General features: G+C 57.5%; 16 protein-coding genes and 1 tRNA gene. 11 read left to right on the plus strand and 6 right to left on the minus strand.

Going from position 1 to position 18,206, the window contains the following annotated elements; translation table 11 throughout:
• Positions 1–49 precede the first annotated feature (49 nt).
• Positions 50–125, minus strand: a tRNA-Asn gene (locus ACO06L_RS01560).
• Between the two features lie 72 nt (positions 126–197).
• On the opposite strand from ACO06L_RS01560, the gene ACO06L_RS01565 reads away from it, so the two are divergent.
• On the plus strand, positions 198–1,163 hold the full coding sequence (locus tag ACO06L_RS01565; protein ID WP_202346793.1) for a YheT family hydrolase: 966 nt from the start codon (positions 198–200) through the stop codon (positions 1,161–1,163).
• Positions 1,164–1,170: 7 nt separating this feature from the next.
• On the opposite strand, the gene ACO06L_RS01570 is transcribed toward ACO06L_RS01565, so the two are convergent.
• Positions 1,171–1,800 carry an arylesterase gene (locus tag ACO06L_RS01570; protein ID WP_202346792.1) on the minus strand — a complete coding sequence of 210 codons (630 nt, stop codon included), beginning with the start codon at positions 1,798–1,800 and terminating at the stop codon, positions 1,171–1,173.
• Between the two features lie 62 nt (positions 1,801–1,862).
• Between ACO06L_RS01570 and ACO06L_RS01575 the strand changes: the two genes are divergently transcribed.
• Both ACO06L_RS01575 and ACO06L_RS01580 read left to right on the plus strand, forming a co-directional pair.
• On the plus strand, positions 1,863–2,582 hold the full coding sequence (locus ACO06L_RS01575) for an ABC transporter ATP-binding protein (RefSeq protein ID WP_202346828.1): 720 nt from the start codon (positions 1,863–1,865) through the stop codon (positions 2,580–2,582).
• Positions 2,582–5,068 carry an ABC transporter permease gene (locus ACO06L_RS01580; RefSeq protein WP_202346791.1) on the plus strand — a complete coding sequence of 829 codons (2,487 nt, stop codon included), beginning with the start codon at positions 2,582–2,584 and terminating at the stop codon, positions 5,066–5,068. Before ACO06L_RS01575 ends, ACO06L_RS01580 begins: the two co-directional genes overlap by 1 nt.
• Positions 5,069–5,077: 9 nt before the next feature.
• Here the strand turns inward: ACO06L_RS01580 and ACO06L_RS01585 are convergent, their stop codons facing one another.
• The 4 genes from ACO06L_RS01585 to ACO06L_RS01600 form a co-directional block, all read right to left on the minus strand.
• Entirely contained in the window at positions 5,078–5,860 is a 783-nt protein-coding gene (locus ACO06L_RS01585) for a substrate-binding periplasmic protein (protein WP_202346790.1), read from the minus strand.
• Between the two features lie 169 nt (positions 5,861–6,029).
• On the minus strand, positions 6,030–7,217 hold the full coding sequence (locus ACO06L_RS01590) for an iron-containing alcohol dehydrogenase (protein ID WP_202346789.1): 1,188 nt from the start codon (positions 7,215–7,217) through the stop codon (positions 6,030–6,032).
• A complete protein-coding gene (locus ACO06L_RS01595; RefSeq protein WP_064226907.1) occupies positions 7,217–7,762 on the minus strand; it encodes a hypothetical protein in 546 nt (181 codons plus the stop codon). The genes ACO06L_RS01590 and ACO06L_RS01595 overlap by 1 nt, the downstream gene beginning before the upstream one ends.
• Positions 7,763–7,935: 173 nt before the next feature.
• The gene (locus ACO06L_RS01600; protein ID WP_202346788.1) at positions 7,936–9,213 is read right to left on the minus strand and encodes a M48 family metalloprotease; all 1,278 of its coding nucleotides are present in this window, start codon (positions 9,211–9,213) and stop codon (positions 7,936–7,938) included.
• A 199-nt stretch (positions 9,214–9,412) separates the two neighbouring features.
• Here ACO06L_RS01600 and ACO06L_RS01605 point away from each other — a divergent pair, with 199 nt between their 5' ends.
• The 8 genes from ACO06L_RS01605 (at position 9,413) to ACO06L_RS01640 (ending at position 18,185) form a co-directional block, all read left to right on the plus strand.
• Entirely contained in the window at positions 9,413–10,153 is a 741-nt protein-coding gene (locus ACO06L_RS01605; RefSeq protein WP_064226822.1) for a DUF599 domain-containing protein, read from the plus strand.
• A gap of 18 nt (positions 10,154–10,171) precedes the next feature.
• Positions 10,172–10,642, plus strand: a complete 471-nt coding sequence (locus ACO06L_RS01610; protein ID WP_202346787.1) for a PaaI family thioesterase — start codon at positions 10,172–10,174, stop codon at positions 10,640–10,642.
• Complete coding sequence (locus ACO06L_RS01615) at positions 10,639–11,073, plus strand: PaaI family thioesterase (RefSeq protein ID WP_064226824.1); 435 nt, start codon at positions 10,639–10,641, stop codon at positions 11,071–11,073. Before ACO06L_RS01610 ends, ACO06L_RS01615 begins: the two co-directional genes overlap by 4 nt.
• Positions 11,074–11,320: 247 nt before the next feature.
• Complete coding sequence (gene htpG / locus ACO06L_RS01620) at positions 11,321–13,213, plus strand: molecular chaperone HtpG (RefSeq protein WP_202346786.1); 1,893 nt, start codon at positions 11,321–11,323, stop codon at positions 13,211–13,213.
• 6 nt (positions 13,214–13,219) lie between these two features.
• Positions 13,220–13,438, plus strand: coding sequence for a DUF2835 domain-containing protein (locus ACO06L_RS01625; RefSeq protein ID WP_064226826.1), 219 nt, complete (start codon positions 13,220–13,222; stop codon positions 13,436–13,438).
• A 366-nt stretch (positions 13,439–13,804) separates the two neighbouring features.
• On the plus strand, positions 13,805–15,976 hold the full coding sequence (gene katG, locus ACO06L_RS01630) for a catalase/peroxidase HPI (protein ID WP_064226827.1): 2,172 nt from the start codon (positions 13,805–13,807) through the stop codon (positions 15,974–15,976).
• Positions 15,977–16,113: 137 nt separating this feature from the next.
• A complete protein-coding gene (locus tag ACO06L_RS01635; protein ID WP_202346785.1) occupies positions 16,114–17,085 on the plus strand; it encodes a tRNA dihydrouridine synthase in 972 nt (323 codons plus the stop codon).
• Between the two features lie 107 nt (positions 17,086–17,192).
• Complete coding sequence (locus tag ACO06L_RS01640; RefSeq protein WP_227715802.1) at positions 17,193–18,185, plus strand: MBL fold metallo-hydrolase; 993 nt, start codon at positions 17,193–17,195, stop codon at positions 18,183–18,185.
• Positions 18,186–18,206 lie beyond the last annotated feature (21 nt).

Genomic DNA, 18,206 nt, shown 5'->3' on the forward strand with positions numbered 1-18,206 from the left:
AACGAAAAATGCCGCTGATTCATTTGAAACAGCGGCATTTCGGAATAAGTGGCTCCCCGAGCTGGGCTCGAACCAGCGACAAACGGATTAACAGTCCGTTGCTCTACCAACTGAGCTATCGGGGAACAGCATCAAGTGGCGCGCATATTAAGCGCTTTGATTTACGGGGTCAACCCCCTGATATGAAAGGCTAAAAATTGTACGAAAGCAGGACCCTTCACTACCGTCCACCGCCCTGGTTGCGCAACGGCCACGTCCAGTCTGTCTGGCCCACGCTGTTTCGCAAGGTTCCGATGGTGGATCCGGAACCGGAAACTATCGCCACACCGGATGACGATGAACTGCATCTGGACTGGTACCGGCAGGGCAGTGATCGCCTGGCCATCGTATCTCACGGTCTGGAAGGTCACAGTCGCCGGCCCTACGTACTTGGCCTAACCCGGGCCCTGCTACGGGAGGGCTGGGACGTTCTGGCCTGGAACTTCCGCTCCTGCGGCGGTGTGATGAACCGACAGCCAAGGTTTTACCACAGTGGCGCCACCGAAGACCTCAGCCTGGTGATTGATCATGGTCTGGCCGGTACCTACGACACTTTGTTTCTGTCGGGGTTCAGTATGGGGGGCAACCTGACGCTGCTCTATTTGGGGGAGCAGGGAGAGCGGGTGGACAGCCGGATCTGCGGTGCCGTTGCCTATTCGGTTCCCTGTGATCTGGCCGGTAGCGCCGATATGCTGGCTTTGCCCAGTCGAAAGATCTACATGCAGCGCTTTCTTCGGGATCTGAAGGTAAAAATGCAGGAAAAGGCGGAAAAGTTTCCGGATCTCATAGATGTTTCGGGGTTTGATGCCATCCGCAGCTTTCACGAATTTGATGATCGTTACACGGCGCCTCTGCATGGCTTTCGCGATGCCCGGGATTACTGGGCCCAGTGCTCGGCACTGGGGCGCATGCGCGATATCAGAGTGCCGGCGCTGATGGTGAATGCCGCCGATGATCCGTTCCTGTCGCCGCAGTGCTTTCCGGAGTCCCGCTGGCAGCTTGGTGCACATGTGCGCTTGGAAGCCCCTCGTTGGGGCGGCCATGTGGGGTTCGTCGAGCATGCGAAGGATGGCTTCTACTGGTCAGAGCGGCGGGCCCTGGCTTTCCTGCAGGGATTAAGCTGATCCGGCTTTATTGCAGGATCGGTTCGAGCACAGGCCAGACGTTTTCGAGCAGTTTGGCCTGGGCTTCCTCGGTAGGGTGAATGCCATCGTCCTGCATCAGCCCGTCCTGGTTGTAGATGCCGTCCAGGAAAAAGGGAACCAGAGCGGTGTCGTAGCGGTCTGACAGCTTCGGATAAATGTCAGCAAACATTTCGGTATACCGCTGTCCGTAGTTCGGTGGTATTTGCATGCCCACCAGCACAGCACGGGCGCCCGAGCTCTGGACCTTTTCGATCATGGAGGCGAGATTGGATTCGATCACGTTGGGCGGAAAGCCGCGAAGGCCATCGTTGCCACCCAGTTCGATAATCACCACTTCGGGGTCGTTCTCCTCAAGGAGTTCGGGCAGCCGGCGAGCACCGCCATCGGTGGTTTCGCCGCTGATGCTGGCATTGACTACCTCCCAGTCTGTTAGCCCGTTGTTCTCCAGTCGGTTACGCAGCAACTGAACCCATGCAGTTTCGGAGGGCACGCCATAGGCCGCACTGAGGCTGTCGCCGACAATCAGCAGCGTGCTCTGGTTGGCCGCTACCGGCAGGGCCAGCAGGGTAACTACAAGAAAAAGAATTGATCTGACGTATACCAATGCCGTATGCATAGACAACCAATACACCTTTAAGCCGTTTTCAGGACCCAGGATCGGGAGATTCCGTGAACCAGATGACCAATGTTAACCCGGATAGCCAGAGCCCAATGTTACGGGTAAATAGCCTGACTCACCGCGTCAGTGTTGAAACCGATACGCTCACGATCTTGCAAGGGGTCACTCTCGAAATCAATCGGGGAGAGTCCGTAGCTATTGTCGGGCGCTCCGGTTCCGGCAAAACCACGCTCCTGGGTTTGCTCGCGGGCCTTGATACGCCCACTGAGGGCACGGTTGAGCTGGACGGCTCGGTGATCAGCAAGCTCAGCGAAGACGAGCGGGCAAAGCTTCGGGCGCACCGGGTCGGGTTTGTGTTCCAGTCGTTCCAACTGTTGCCAGCGCTTACCGCGCTTGAGAATGTCATGTTGCCACTGGAGCTTGCCGGTATGCAGTCACCGGAAAAGAGAGCCCGTGAGCTACTGGAGCGGGTGGGGCTTGGCGAGCGACTGACCCACACACCCAGGCAGCTCTCCGGTGGTGAGCAGCAGCGGGTGGCCATCGCCCGGGCGTTTGCGTCTGACCCGTTGATCCTGTTTGCCGATGAGCCGACGGGCAACCTGGATAACCGAACCGGCCAGGCAGTTTCCGATCTGCTGATGGCGCTGAACCGGGAGCAGGGCACAACCCTGGTGATGGTTACCCACGACGAACATCTGGCGGCACGCTGTAATCGGCAGTTCCATATTGAAGCCGGCGTTCTTACCGAACCGGAAGCAGCTCAGGAGATGGCGCACTGATGGCTGCTGCAAAGAAGCTTATGTCGGTCCGCCGGGACTGGCGGGAACGAGATGTTCGCGTCGTTCTGGCTGCCCTGATCATTGCCGTTGCCACGGTTGCCACCATCGCCCTGTTTGCCAGCCAGCTGCAGCGCACCCTGGTTTCCTCAGCCAGTACGTTCCTGGCGGCGGATCGGCAGCTCGAAGCGGAGAATGGTCGCCCGATACCGGATTCCTGGCTGCAGGAGGCGACTGATCAGGGGTTGGCAACCGGCCGGATGGTTGAATTCTCCACCATGGTGTTGGGCGCCGATAATTTCCAGCTGGTGTCGGTGAAAGCGGTCAGCAACGAGTATCCGCTTCGGGGTGATATCGAAATACAGCGGGAGCCAACGGGGCCCAGGGAACTGGTAAATCAGGGTCCCGGGCCTGGCGAAGTCTGGATCAACCCGCGCCTGCTCAGACTGCTGGATCTCGAAATCGGCGAGTCCCTGGAAGTCGGGAATCTGAACCTGACGGTCTCCGGCCTCCTCATTCGCGAGCCCGATGGTGGTTTCCGGCTTTCGGCGCTGGCGCCACGGGTGATGATGCACGTGGATGATGTCTCAGCCACCGGGGTCATTCAGGAGGGCAGCCGGGTTGAGTACATCTACCTGTTTGCCGGCGAAGAAGCCTCTCTGGAATCTTACTATCAGTGGCTGCAGCCCCGGATGGAGCCGAGTCATGAATGGGAAGGGGTGCGGGATGGTGAAACCTTCTCCCGTTCCCTGGAGCGTGCTGAACGATTCCTGTTGCTGGGCGGCAGCCTTGCGGTTCTGCTCGCAGCTGTGGCGGTGGCCGTGGCAAGTCGGCAATACGCCCTGTCCCAGCGCGACACCGTCGCACTGCTGAAAACCCTGGGCCTGAGCGGGGCCGGAATTGGCGGTCTGTACCTGAGGCGTCTGGCACTCTGGGGCGTAACCGGTATCGTCGGTGGTCTGCTGGTGGCCATACCGCTTTATTGGTTGCTGATTCGTATGCTCAGCGAGGTACTGGAGCGTCCCGTGGACTTCCAGCTTGACCCTGCCGCTCTGGTGCCTGCGCTGTTGACGGCCCTGGTTTCCCTGTTTGCCTTTGCCTATCCGCCGGTGCGTCGGCTTCGGAATGTTCCAGCCATGCGTGTATTGCGCAGCCAGCCTGGTGAAACCGGGCGTGAGGCTTTGCCGGATATCGTGATCGCCATTGTGGCGGTCTTCGGGCTGGTCTGGATGTACGCCGGAGAACTGGCCCTTGTTGTTTCCCTGCTCGGTGGTCTTGCCCTGCTGCTTGGCGCGCTGGGCCTGGTGGGCTGGCTGATGGTGGCGACCCTGCGCAAGGTCCGTGGAGGCGGCAACTCCTGGCGACTTGCCCTGGTTGGCCTGTACCGGCATCGCCGGGCCAGTCTGTCCCAGATCGCCGTATTTGCGATGACGCTGATGCTGGCTGCCACACTGATACTGGTGCGGACGTCACTGCTGGCGGACTGGCAGGCTCAGTTGCCCGAGGATGCTCCCAATCATTTCCTGATCAACATCGCACCGGAAGCGGTAGAGGAAGTGGATGCGTTCTGGCAGGAGCGTGGCCAGCCGCTGGACAAGCTTTACCCGATGGTTCGCGGGCGCCTCACTGAACTCAACGGTCAGCCCGTCAAGCAGGCGGTCAGTAAAGACGAAAATGTAAACGCGCTCAATCGTGAACTGAACCTGACCTGGATGTCGGCCTTGCCTGAAGATAACGAGATTATTGAAGGCACCTGGTTCGACGAGAACCAGAAAGATGGCGTCTCGGTGGAAGCTGAACTGGCCCGGCAGCTTGGCCTGTCACTGGGCGATGAGCTCACCTTTACCATCGGCTCCGAGAAGGTGACGGAAACTGTCACCAGCATCCGCACGGTTCAGTGGGACAGCATGAAGCCCAACTTCTACATGGCCTTTCCGCCCGAGGGCGGCCTGACGGACATGCCTGCAACATGGATTACCAGCTTTTACCTGCCCAAGGACAGGAAGGATGCATTGAATGAATTTTCCCGGCAGTTCCCGACCGTATCGGTACTGGAAATCGACCACATTATCGAGCGAATCCAGGAAATCGTCCGGCAGGTAACCCAGGCGATTGAAGCAATTCTCGCGCTGATTCTTGCCGCTGCACTTGTGGTGATGGCAGCGGTGGTCAGTGCCACGCTACGCGACCGTCAGAGGGAAGGCGCGTTGCTGCGAACACTGGGCGGACGGCAGAGTCTGCTGGTGCGAAGCACCATGCTCGAGTTCGCATTGCTGGGCGGTTTTGCGGGTTTACTGGGCGTGGTTGCCGCCGAGGCGGCAGTCTGGGCACTTCAGTTCCGGATGTTCGAGGGGGCGTTCCAATGGCACTGGCACGTGGTATTGCCTATCCCGCTGATAAGCGCTGTCGTCCTGGCCCTGTTTGGCCGCTGGCAGCTCCGTCCGGTTCTGAGCGTGTCGCCGATGCTGTTGCTCAGGCGTCTGGAGTAACGGCGGGGACTATCGGTAATTGGCGAGAATGGCGTCGAGTTCGCCATTCTCCTTCATCTTCGCCAATTCTTCATTGAATCTATTGGCAAAAGAATGCCAGTCCTTCCGTAGCATCAGCCTGAATCCGTAATTACTGATGCTCTCGCGGGTTATGTCGAAGTGCTGTCTCAGCCCCTCGTTCCTGAGGATCCATTTGCCGACGAGCCGGTCGGCGACAGCGGCGTCGAACCGGTCGCCATGCAGCACGAAGGTGAACATGTCTTTGTCCCGGGAAACATCAAAGCGGCGAATCCGACCTTCTTCGAAGTAGGGCTCGAGCAATGGGTATCGGTAGCCAAGATGAGTGACGATGGTTTTTGAAACCAGATCATCGGGGCTCTCGTACGAGAAGCCCGATTGCGCTGGAACGAAAAACACCTCTTCAATGTCCACCACCGGGTCAGTAAACAGGAATTGCTCCGGATCGTCGGCCCACTCCCGGGCCCTCGGCGTTCCGTCGATGTACCCCTCAAGCAGCATCTGATCAACCCGTTTTCGCGGTATCTGCTCCGCGATTACCGTGTAGCCAAGGCGGCGGGCAACCACGGACACCACATCCCACATGATTCCTGAGGGTTGGTTCTGATGCACGATAAGGTAAGGCGGGTAACCGTTTGGAGAAACATTGAAACGGAAAACCTGCTCTTCCTGAGAGATTTCTTGAGAAGCAAATGCAGAGGGCGAAAGTGTCACCAGAGCAAATAGGAGGGTGCCCAGAGTGGCAGATAAACGGCAGGAAAGTCGGTTTTGCATGCGGAAGGGGCTCTCTACGGAACGGTACTGTAGGTGGAAAACGAACCCGGCTATCATCCCTGCCAGAAGATCTTAATTGTCCTCTGTTCCTTTGTTAATTTCAATGATTTGATTTCTATCTTCAGACTACCCGAGCAGAGGGCCCCTGGCGAGGCCCCTGCATGACAGGTCAGGCCCAGGCACGTCGCAGGACGGCGCGGGCATCTTCAAGGGTGACTTCCTTCGGATTGAACATGATGGAGCCATCATCCAGCGCCATTTCGGCGATGTGGTCCAACTGGTCTTCGGTTACCTTGCCGGTTTCTTTCAGAGTCCGTGGCAGTTGGCATCGCTTGTACAGGGCGTCCCGCAGCTTGCGAATAGCAGAAATGCTGGCCTCGGCCCTTCGGCCCGCTGGCGTCGCTGCGAATACTTCCGGGCCTTCCAGATACAGCAGCAACTCGCTCAGGGGTTCCCGGATGGTCTCCAAGTTGTATTCCAGCACGTAGGGCAGGTACAGGCTCATACACAGGCCATGGGGCAGGTGGCAGATAGCGCCGGTGGCGTGCCCGAGCGCGTGCACCAGACCTACCATGGAATTTGAGAAGGCAATGCCGGCCATGGTCGACGCCTGGGCCAGTTCCAACCGGCCGTCACTGTCTTTCGGGTTGTCCATAACGTGGAGAAGCGAGTGGCTGATCTTTTTGATCGCCGACGTGGCGTAGGCATCGCTCAGCGGGTTCTTGGCCATGCAGGTAAAGGCTTCCGTTGCATGGGTCATGGCGTCCATCGCTGTTGCCGCGGTGATGTGGGCCGGCAGGGTGAGGGTCATACGCGGGTCAATAATGGCCGCGTTCGGAAGCAGGAACGATGACGTAAAGGGGAGCTTGACGCCCTTGGCCTCATCGGTAATCACGGCAACAGAGGTAACTTCGGAGCCGGTGCCGGCCGTTGTCGGCACAACGAAAAACGGCTTCAAGGGGTGCTTGAGCACGCCGGCACCGCTGTATTTCGCAATATCGTCGCCACCCTCGGAGACCAGAATATTGACGGCCTTGCCGGTATCGATCGCCGAACCGCCGCCGACGGCGATGATGGAGTCGCACTTCTCCTGGCGATAGATGCCGGCGATATCGCGCACCACGGTGGTGGACGAGTCTGGCGGAACATCATCATAGATGGACGTAATCTCCAGTCCACTTTCCTCACAGGCCGCGATAACGGGTTCCAGCAGGCCGGCAGCCCGTACGCCCTTGTCGGTTACGATCATCGGCCGCTTGGCGGCCATGCCGGTGAGTTCGTAAGGAATATGTTCAAGGGCGGCCTTGCCGGCAATGACTTTTACCGGGCAGAAGAACTCATAGTATTTATTGGTCATTACGCTCTCACTGTCTCGACGAAATTGGTGGCAACTTTCAGGTAAATACGCGCGGCGCTGATCAGTTTTTCCGGAAGGTGCAAGTCGGCCGGGTATTCCTTGACGGCCCGCTCGGCAATCAGTTTTGGCAGAATGAAGGACTCAAGCCGGTTCAGCACCCGGGTCATCCGCACTGCATAGCTGATGTCGCCATCGACCAGCATGCGGTCATTGGCGAATGCAACCGAGGTTTTTTCCTGGAAAGACAGCACCAGAAACGCATGGGCAATGTGTTTGAACTGAATCGACAGGTCGACCGGGCGGGGTGCCTTGTCGCCGTGATAACGGAAACGTCCCTGGCCGGTGTGCTCGACAATCAGCTTCGAGCCGTCCGGCATCACCATCATCTCAAACAGAAAGCCATCAGGCAGAGCCCTGGCTTCGTTCTGCACCTTTTCGTCCACTTCACTCACAGCCTGCAGGGCTCGCCCCATTACCTGGAACATCAGTTCCACATACAAGCGACGCGCCTGGAAAACCATGGGCTGGATACGTTTCGCTAACATGTCCGTCATCCAATCATTGTTGATGTCATCTGATTTTTAGAGTTATTGCTCTAAAAGTCAATGGAGCTGATGACAGAAGTTGCGCGTCAGCCCAGCAATCTTGATTCCGGACAATAAAAAGGCCGGAATCCTTCAGGACTCCGGCCTTTTCAAGTCAACGATTCAGGGGACAGTTATTGCGTGAGCGCCGCCAGTTTGCGTTTGGCCTCCTCGGCAACGTCCCCGCCAGCTTCGGCAGCCTTGCTGTAATAGGCAATAGCCTCATTTCGATTGTTCTGCTTCACTGCAACATCGCCCAGGCGCAGAAACGCAATGGAGGTGGGCACCGTTTCATTGGCTTTGGTGAGGTTTTCCCTGGCCTTGTCGAGATTGTTGAGTCTCAGAGCATTCAGGCCATTGTACAGACGATACTTGAACATCTCGGGGTAGAGCTCCACCGCCTTTTCAAAGTCGGCAGCGGCTTTCTCGGCTTCCTTCTGATCCTGATAGATGCGGCCGCGCAGCGCATAGAACATGGCTTCGCGCGGTAGCAGGCGGATGGCCTCGTTGACCTTGTCCAGCGCAGCCTTCATCTCACCCTTGGAGGCCAGCTCCATGGCTTTGTCGTGGGCATCATAAGCGGGCTGCAGCGAACGGAGTTTGGCCATCTTTCGCTTGTAGACATCCTCGCCACGATAGCCGCCGGCACCAACTTTCTTAACCAGTTCGCGGTTCTCTTGAACCCGTTTTGCCGAGGGAGGGTGGGTAGCGAACAGGCCATCAATGAAACTGGACTGGCGGCCTTCGGAGAGTTTCAGAAAGAGCTCCTGCAGCTCCACAGCCGCCTGGGGGTCGTAGCCCGCCTCTTTCATGTAGAGAATGCCGTAGTGGTCTGATTCCAGTTCATCGCCCTGGCTATACTGCGCCAGCGCGAGCTGGGCTCCCAGTGCAGCGCCACCCATGATCAGCCCGGCCCACTCGTTATCCGACAGGGCAAAACCGAGGCCGGCAACACCGGCACTGATCAGCATTCCCTGCTGCATGCGCTGGACACTGTGTCTGGCGGCGGCATGAACAATCTCATGGCCAAGAACGGAAGCCAGCTGGGCTTCGTCTTCAAGTTCTGTCAACAGCCCGCGGTTGATCGCAATCTTGCCCCCGGGCAGGGCCCAGGCATTCGGTACGCTGCTGTTAAGGACCACGAACTCATAGGGCAGATCCGGCCTGTCACTGACCTCCGCCATTTTCTGGCCAACCTCGCTCACATAAAGCGTCAGTTCCGGGTCCACATAAAACCGGCCGCCCTGGGTTTGTTGGGTGGGCACGTATTGCTCCGCGCCCATGGCGAGTTCCTGACTTTCCCCGATCAGCGAAAGCTGCTTTTCCCCGGTAACCGGATTGACCGAGCAGCCACTGAGCGTCACCGCCAGGGCAAGAGCAACGACGCTGGTTTTAATAGCAGACAGGTTCACAATGAGCTCCCTTTTCGATAATGCGATGTCGGGCACTGCCATAAAACTTTGCCCGATTCCTGAATGGCCAGTTTATAGCACATGATTGCCCCCGGGTGGATTACCTCACCCTGTTCAGCGGTGGTGGCGAGCAGGCCCTTGGCGTATCATAAGCCTCTGTTCCCGCACTGTTTCGCCAATTTCGAACCTAAGGCAACCCATGGGTAATCTACTCGAATTAATCGCTTTGCTCTGGTTCCTGGTTTGCTGGCTCGGCTACACCGAATACTCCAAACGCCGAGCCGCAGATCGTCCCTGCCTCTCCAACACGCTCGATCTTTACCGGGAAGACTGGATGCGCGTAATGCTGCGCCGGGAAAACCGGATTGCCGATGCCTCGGTGGTTGGCAACCTGGAGCGGAACGGCGCCTTTTTCGCCTCCAGTTGCCTGCTGATTCTGGCGGGTATTATCACCGCTCTTGGCTATACCCAGGAGGTGATGGAAGTGTTCAGCACCATGCCATTTGGCACATTACCCACCCGGGAAGTCTGGGAACTGCGCATGGTTGTTCTGTTGGTCGTATTTATCTACGCCTTCTTCAAATTCACCTGGTCCATGCGGATGTACAATTTTGTGTCGGTGATGGTGGGCAGCGCCCCGCCACCGGACGATACCAAAACCAGCCCGGCAGGGCGGGAGGCGTTTGCCCGTAGTGCCGGCAATATCTGTAATCTCGCGGGCGATGCCTTTAACCTTGGGCTGCGATCCTACTATTACGCACTTGCCGTGGTAGGCTGGTTTATCCATCCGATCGTTTTCATGGCGGCATCCACCCTGGTGGTGATCGTCCTTTACCGCCGGGAGTTCTGCTCCACGGCTCTGGAAGCGTTGAGGGCAGGGAAGGTGTTTGAGGAGCCAGTGCCCGGCAAGGCGGAAAACAGCCCGAAACCCAAAAGTTGATCCACAGGTTGAACCTGAATGAACGATGATATCCGACGGAAACGGGTCACCCGTTTTATCGACACCCTCAATCAGGCCAAAGAGCTGGGTCTGACGGTTACCGAGGCGAAAAAAGGCAGCCTCACACTTTGCCTGCCCTACAGCGACCAGATTATTGGTAATCCGGACACCGGCGTGATTCATGGCGGCGCCATTACCACATTGATGGACACCACTTCAGGCTGTGTGATCCTGTGTGCGTTGGAAGATTTTGAACTCTGCCCGACGCTGGACCTGCGTGTGGACTACATGCGCCCGGCACAACCCAGAAAGCCGGTCTATGCAAGGGCTGAAACCTACCGGGTAACCCGAAACATCATTTTTACCCGCTGTGAGGCCTACCAGGAGGGCGGTGAAACCATTGCCAACTGCGTTGCCACCTTCATGCGTATCGGCAAGGATGCCAGCCCGAAACACTATCGGGACCTGATTACCGGAGGTGAAGAATGACCGATCCTGAAATCCTCCGCTATACCCAGGAAACCGGTGACTTCAGCCGAATGCTCAAAAGCATTCCCTACGCCACCTGGATTGGCCTTCAGTGTGAGCGGTTCGGCGACGATCTGATTTTCCGCCTCCCCTGCAAGGACTCCAACCTTGGTAACCCGATCCTGCCGGCCATTCACGGTGGCGTCATTGGCGGCTTCATGGAAATGTCTGCCAATATCTACCTGATCATGTCCCAGGAAAGCCTACGCATGCCGCGCATCGTCGACTTTTCCCTAGATTACCTCCGTGCCGGTTTGAATCGCGAAACTTACGCCGAATGCCGCCTGACCCGCCAGGGCAATCGGGTTGCCAATGTTATGGTCAGCGCCTGGCAGAAATCCCGTTCGCAACCCATCGCAACCGCCCGCGCCCATTTCCTCCTCGAAGACTGATTTGCTGATGCGCTGGGGCTTGAAATGCCCCGGTGCGCCCCCACTTTTTGCTCAGACTGAGATTTTTGTGCAGGAGCGAGCACGGAGGCCGTTCCGAAACACGCTGTGAATACGTCCATGTACGCTCGGCTCCGCCATCCATGGCTCCGCACGGTTTCGGAACGGCCTCCGCGCTCACTCTCCAAACTATGAGGTAACTCGGGCGCCCCTCTTTGCCCGTTTATTTGTATCAGGAGACATAAACGTCATGACGGTTGAAGCCAATAAAGAGACGCTTGGATTCCAGACTGAAGTGAAGCAACTGCTTCACCTGATGATTCACTCGTTGTATTCCAACAAGGAAATCTTCCTTCGTGAGCTGATTTCGAACGCCTCAGATGCCGAAGACAAACTGCGCTTCGCGGCGCTGAAGGACGACAGCCTTTATGAAAGCGATCCTGAGCTGAAGATTCGCCTGGATTTTGATGAAGAGGCGAATACCGTCACGCTGACCGATAACGGTATCGGTATGACCCGTGACGACGTCATCCAGAACCTCGGCACCATCGCTCGCTCTGGCACAGCGGAGTTCCTGAAGCAGTTGTCCGGTGACGAGAAGAAGGACAGCAAGCTGATCGGTCAGTTCGGTGTTGGTTTCTACTCGTCGTTTATCGTGGCCGACAAGGTGGATGTTTTTACCCGCCGCGCTGGTGCGCCGGCCGAAGAGGGTGTGCATTGGGAGTCCAAGGGCGACGGTGAGTTTTCTATCGAACAGGTCAAACTGGAAAACCGCGGTACCCAGATCGTGCTGCATCTGAAATCAGACGCCAAGGAATTCGCCAACGGCTGGAAGCTGCGCAGTCTGGTGAAGAAGTACTCGGATCATATTTCCTTCCCGGTCGTCATGAAGGCCGAATCCGACGAAGGTGAAAAGAAAGACGAGTACGAAACTGTTAACGATGCGACCGCGCTCTGGACCCTCCCGCGTACCGAGATCAAGGACGGGGAGTACAAGGAGTTCTACAAACACATTGCCCACGATTTTGAAGATCCGCTGACCTGGTCCCACAACAAGGTGGAAGGAAAGCTGGACTACACCAGCCTGCTGTATATCCCCGCCCGGGCACCGTTTGATCTTTACAACCGGGAAGCGCCCCGTGGCCTGAAGCTGTATGTGCAGCGTGTGTTCATCATGGATGACGCCGAGCAGTTCCTGCCGCTGTACCTGCGCTTCGCCAAGGGTGTGATCGATTCCAACGATCTGTCCCTGAACGTGTCCCGTGAGATCCTGCAGAACGACAGCACCGTGGAAAGCATCCGTACCGCGCTGACCAAGCGGGTTCTGGATATGCTGTCCAAGCTGGCCAAGAAGGATCCGGAGCAGTACCAGAAGTTCTGGGGCGAGTTTGGCACTGTATTGAAGGAAGGCCCGGCGGAAGATTTCAGCAACCGCGAGAAGATTGCAGGTCTGCTGCGTTTTGCCTCCACTCATACCGGCGAGAGCGTGCAGAATGTGTCGCTGGATGACTACATCGGCCGCATGAAGGAAGGCCAGAAGAAGCTCTACTACATTACCGCGGACAATTTCACGGCGGCCAAGAGCAGCCCGCACCTGGAAGTGTTCCGCAAGAAGGGCATTGAGGTGCTGATCCTCACAGATCGCATCGACGAGTGGATGATGGGTTATCTCAGTGAGTACGACGGCAAGCAGTTCCAGGACGTCGCCCGCGGTGATCTGGATCTCGGTGAAGTTGAGACCGAAGAGGACAAGAAGCACAAGGAAGAGGCGGCTGAAGAGCACAAGGACCTGCTGGAGCGCATCAAGAATGCCCTCAGCGACCGGGTTCAGGAAGTGCGGGTGACCAACCGCCTGACCGATTCACCGGCCTGCCTGGTTGTAGGTGATTTCGACATGGGTGCGCAGATGAAGAAGATCATGGAAGCTGCCGGCCAGAAAGTGCCAGACAGCAAGCCGATCTTTGAGATCAACGTTGATCATCCGCTGGTTCAGCGCCTGGAAAGCGAGAAGGGCGAAGAGCGGTTCAACGAGCTCTCGGCGGTCATTCTGGACCAGGCCACCCTGGCCAGCGGCGAGCAGCTCCCGGACCCGGGCGCCTACGTTACCCGCCTGAACCGTCTGCTGCTTGAACTGGCGAACTGATAGCCGATGCAGCAGATTATTGTGGATATCAGCATCAGCCCTGATGAGTGGATCAAACTCTATCAGGGCGTTGCCACCGATGTTCACACCACGGCCCGGGACGGACGCTCCGTCCGGTTCCCGGCCCGTATCCTTTCCCGTTTTTACCTCCGCGACGGTATTTGCGGCAGTTTCCGCATTGTTTTTGACGATGCCGGCAAGTTCTCGTCGATCGAACGGCTTTAAGTAGCCGACGCGCCTCCCATAAAGAAAAACTTTCACAAATTTATTTTTAATTAATTGTATTGGGCGTTCGACCTCGCGCTATGGTGGAGGCGTTCTCGTTAGGCAGGAGCAGATCCATGTCCAATGCATTTTCACTTAGCCGTTCTATCGCCTGGCCGGATGTTCTCGGAATCCTGTCGGATTATTCAAGTGATTACGCTTGTGCCCATTAACGGAATGAAGCCCGCAAAGTATGCGGGAAACGCTATAGGCACACGCTATCCCGGAGATAAGAAATACTCAGAGCAGAGTATTTGTTGTGTCCTATAGTTAGAAGTGCCTGAATCGAAGCAGTGTCGTTTTGCCAACCCCAATGAGGAGAGAGAAATGACCGACAATAACAGTGCGGGTGGAAAGTGCCCCGTAATGCACGGCTCGAACACACAGGAGAAGGCCGATGTGGCCGCCTGGTGGCCTGAAAATCTGAACCTCGATATTCTTCATCAGCATGATCGGAAAACCAATCCTCTGGGTGAGGATTTCGATTACCGCGAAGAGGTCAAAAAGCTCGACCACGAAGCGCTTGAAAAAGACATGCATGAGCTGATGACCAACAGCCAGGAATGGTGGCCTGCTGACTGGGGGCATTACGGCGGCCTGATGATTCGTCTGGCTTGGCATGCGGCTGGTACCTATCGACTGGCCGACGGTCGCGGCGGTGCAGGTACTGGTAATCAGCGTTTTGCTCCTCTGAACTCCTGGCCCGACAACGGCAACCTCGATAAGGCCCGCCGTCTGCTGTGGCCGCTCAAGAAAAAGTATGGCAACAAGGTAAGCTGGGCCGATCTGTTTATCCTGGCCGGTAATGTTGCCTATGAGTCCTTCGGCCTGAAGACCTTCGGTTTCTCCTATGGACGGGAGGATATCTGGCACCCGGAAAAAGACATTTACTGGGGTGCGGAAAAAGAGTGGCTGGCGCCGTCTGACAGCCGCTATGAAGACGTCGACAAGCCCGACACCATGGAAAACCCACTCGCTGCGGTGCAGATGGGTCTGATTTATGTGAATCCTGAGGGCGTGAACGGTCAGCCGGATCCACAGAAGACTGCCGAGCAGGTGCGTGTCACCTTCGCTCGTATGGCCATGAATGACGAAGAAACTGCAGCCCTGACCGCCGGTGGCCATACTGTCGGTAAGGCCCACGGTAATGGCGATGCCGATGCACTTGGGCCGGAGCCGGAAGGAGCAGACGTTGAAACTCAGGGCTTTGGCTGGATGAACCCGAACCTGGACGGTAAGGCGACAAATGCCGTGACTTCCGGAATCGAAGGCGCCTGGACAACTAACCCGACCAAGTTCGATATGGGCTATTTTGATCTGCTGTTCGGCTACGAGTGGCAGCTGACCAAGAGCCCGGCTGGTGCAAATCAGTGGGAGCCGATCGACATCAAAGAAGAGCACATGCCGGTTGATCCGACCGACCCGTCCGTCCGTCGCAAGCCGATGATGACGGATGCGGATATGGCGATGAAAGTCGATCCGAAGTACCGCGCAATCTGCGAGAAGTTCATGGCAGATCCGGAATACTTCAGGGACTGCTTCGCCCGGGCCTGGTTCAAGCTGACGCACCGCGATATGGGGCCGAAGTCCCGTTACATTGGTCCGGGTGTGCCGGATGAAGACCTGATCTGGCAGGATCCGGTTCCCCAGGGCGAGACCAATTACATCGAAGAGGTGGTGAAGGAAAAAATCGCCGGAGCCGGTCTGAGCCTTAACGAACTGATCTGTACCGCGTGGGACAGTGCCCGCACATTCCGCGGGTCGGACATGCGTGGTGGTGCCAACGGTGCCCGTATTCGCCTGGCACCCCAGAAGGATTGGGAAGGTAATGAGCCTGATCGTCTGGACAAGGTGCTCAAGGTCTACGAGCAGATCTCGGCCGACACCGGCGCCAGCGTTGCAGACGTGATCGTACTCGGCGGTAACCTCGGTATCGAGATGGCGGCGAAGGCAGCCGGCCATGAAGTTCATGTTCCCTTCCTGAAGGGCCGTGGCGACGCCACCGACGAGATGACGGATGCTGACTCCTTCGATCCCATGGAGCCGCTGGCTGATGGCTTCCGTAACTGGCAGAAGAAGGATTACGTGGTCAAGCCGGAAGAAATGCTTCTGGATCGTGCCCAGCTTATGGGCCTGACCGCGCCTGAAATGACAGTCCTGCTCGGTGGCATGCGGGTACTTGGAACCAACTATGGCGGTACCAAGCACGGCGTATTCACGGATCGCGTTGGCCAACTGACCAACGACTTCTTCGTGAATCTGACCGACATGTCGAACCGTTGGGAGCCTACTGGCAAGAACTCGTACAACATCGTGGATCGCAATAGTGGCAATACCAAGTTCACCGCGACCCGTGTTGACCTCGTGTTCGGTTCCAACTCCATCCTGCGAGCCTACGCAGAGGTGTACGCCCAGGACGACAACGAAGAGAAGTTTGTGAAAGACTTCGTTGCAGCCTGGACCAAGGTCATGAACGCCGATCGATTCGACGTTAAATAAGACCTGTAAGCAGATGGTTGGGCGCCCCGGTAACGGGGTGCCCGTCTATCAACTTCCCGCCAAATTCCTTACAATCCGCTCCGTCTGATTTTTGATCAGTCTCACCCTGAACAGACCCTGTTAAGACTGGAGCACTCATGCGGATTATTCTTGCCCCGATGGAAGGGCTGGTTGACGCACCTATCCGTGAAACCCTCACCGGGGTAGGCGGTATTGACCGGTGCGTAACCGAATTCGTCCGCGTGACCCACGGCATGCTGCCGCCCAGAGTGTTCTACAAATACGCCCCCGAGCTACATAACCAGTCTCTCACCCAGGTGGGTACCCCCGTTGCCGTCCAGTTACTGGGATCTGACCCGATCCAGATGGCACGCCATGGTGTGCGGGCTGCGGAACTGGGCGCCACCCAGGTCGATATCAATTTTGGCTGCCCGGCGAAAACGGTGAACAAGCACAAAGGTGGTTGCGTCCTGATGCGCGAACCGGAGCTCATGCATGAAATTGTGGCCGCCGTACGCCAGGCGGTGGCAGGCCACGTGCCCGTCACGGCCAAGATGCGACTGGGCTATGACGACCGTTCCATGGGTGTGGCCTGTGCCCAGGCCCTGGAGGCCGCAGGGGCTGAAGAAATTGTCATCCATGCCCGCAGCAAGGTGGATGGTTACAAACCGCCTGCCTACTGGGAGGAAATCGCCCGGGCACGGGAAGCGGTAAAGACCCATATCATTGCCAATGGCGAAATCTGGACAGTGGCGGACTACTGGCGATGCCGGGAGGTCTCCGGCTGCGACGATGTCATGATTGGCCGTGGGCTCATAGCCAGGCCAGACCTGGCTCGTCAGATCAAAGCCAGCCAGCAGGGCGAAACATTACCGGATATGACCTGGCCGGAAGCGGTGGCCCTGGTTCGTGAGTACGCCACGGTTCTGCAGGGCTGGCTGGAAGACCTCTATGTGACAGGCCGCATCAAACAGTGGCTCAACTTCCTTCGCCAGGGCTTTGCCGAAGCTCAAATCCTCTGGCCCGAGGCCCGCAAGATCCGCCAGGTGGCACCCATGATGGCCTGTCTTGAACAGCAGGTTTCAGTTCCAGGTTCCCGCGCTGCCTGATACCGATATCCCCCTTGTCAGTTTTCCCCGGCTACACTGGTATTAACGGTTGTGTCGTTCGTATCAATGTCAGCACCAACAATAAAACGAGTGGGAGGACGAACACCATGCTATCAACACGTTTACGCCACACCCTGGCGTTTGCCGGCGCCGGTGCCTGCATGCTACTTGGCGCGGCCATGCCGGCTGCCGCTGATGATCACGCGGTGAAGGTCACACCGCTGGGCAGTCACGATGGTGAGTTCTGCAGTCGGGACCGGGCGCTGGTGTTTGAAGATCCAAATGGCACCCGAATTCTCTACGACGCTGGCAGAACCGTCGCCGGGCCGGACGATCCCCGTCTGGGCAAGATTGATGTTGTTCTGGTTTCCCACATGCATGGCGACCACGTGGGTGACCAACGTATCAGCAAGACAAACGAAGGCACCTGCGGGTCTCCGGACACTGGTGTTTCAACGCTGCCACAGTCGAACACCGTGGACATTGCGGTGAAGCATGGCGCGAAAATAGTGACCGGCAGTGAAATGCCCGCATTCTTTGCCGCCAAGCTCAAAGACGCGGGCGGTGACCCTGCAAACTCCATGCTGGTGCGTTTCGGTGGCGAACGTGAGGTCGGCGGGGTGGCAATCACCACGGTGCCGGCGGTTCACAGCAATGGCGTTTCGCCTTCCTTCCTGACCGGGCCATTGGCGGAATACCTGGCGGCTGCCGGTGTCGGCGCGAGTGTCGGGCCACCAACCGGCTATGTGCTGAAGTTTTCCAACGGGCTGGTGGTTTACCTGTCTGGTGATACCGGCATCACAGCAGAGCAGAAACTGGTGGTGAAGGATCACTATGGCGCCGGCTTGGCGGTGATGAACATTGGCGATACGTTCACCACCGGGCCGAAACAGGCGGCTTACGTCATCAATGACCTGGTGCAACCGAAGGCGGTCATTGCCTCCCATGCGAACGAACCGGCTACCTCAGGTGGCAAGGTGCAGGACGGCACGCGCACGGCCCTGTTCCGGGATTCAGTGACCGTGCCGGTCCATGTGCCCCTCAGTGGCCGTACCATGGCATTCAATAGCATGGCGAGCTGCGTCTCTGGCTGTAACTGAGGAAACACGCCCACGCAGGGC

Source organism: Marinobacter sp. (assembly GCF_965229985.1).
In the GTDB taxonomy this organism is placed as follows: domain Bacteria; phylum Pseudomonadota; class Gammaproteobacteria; order Pseudomonadales; family Oleiphilaceae; genus Marinobacter.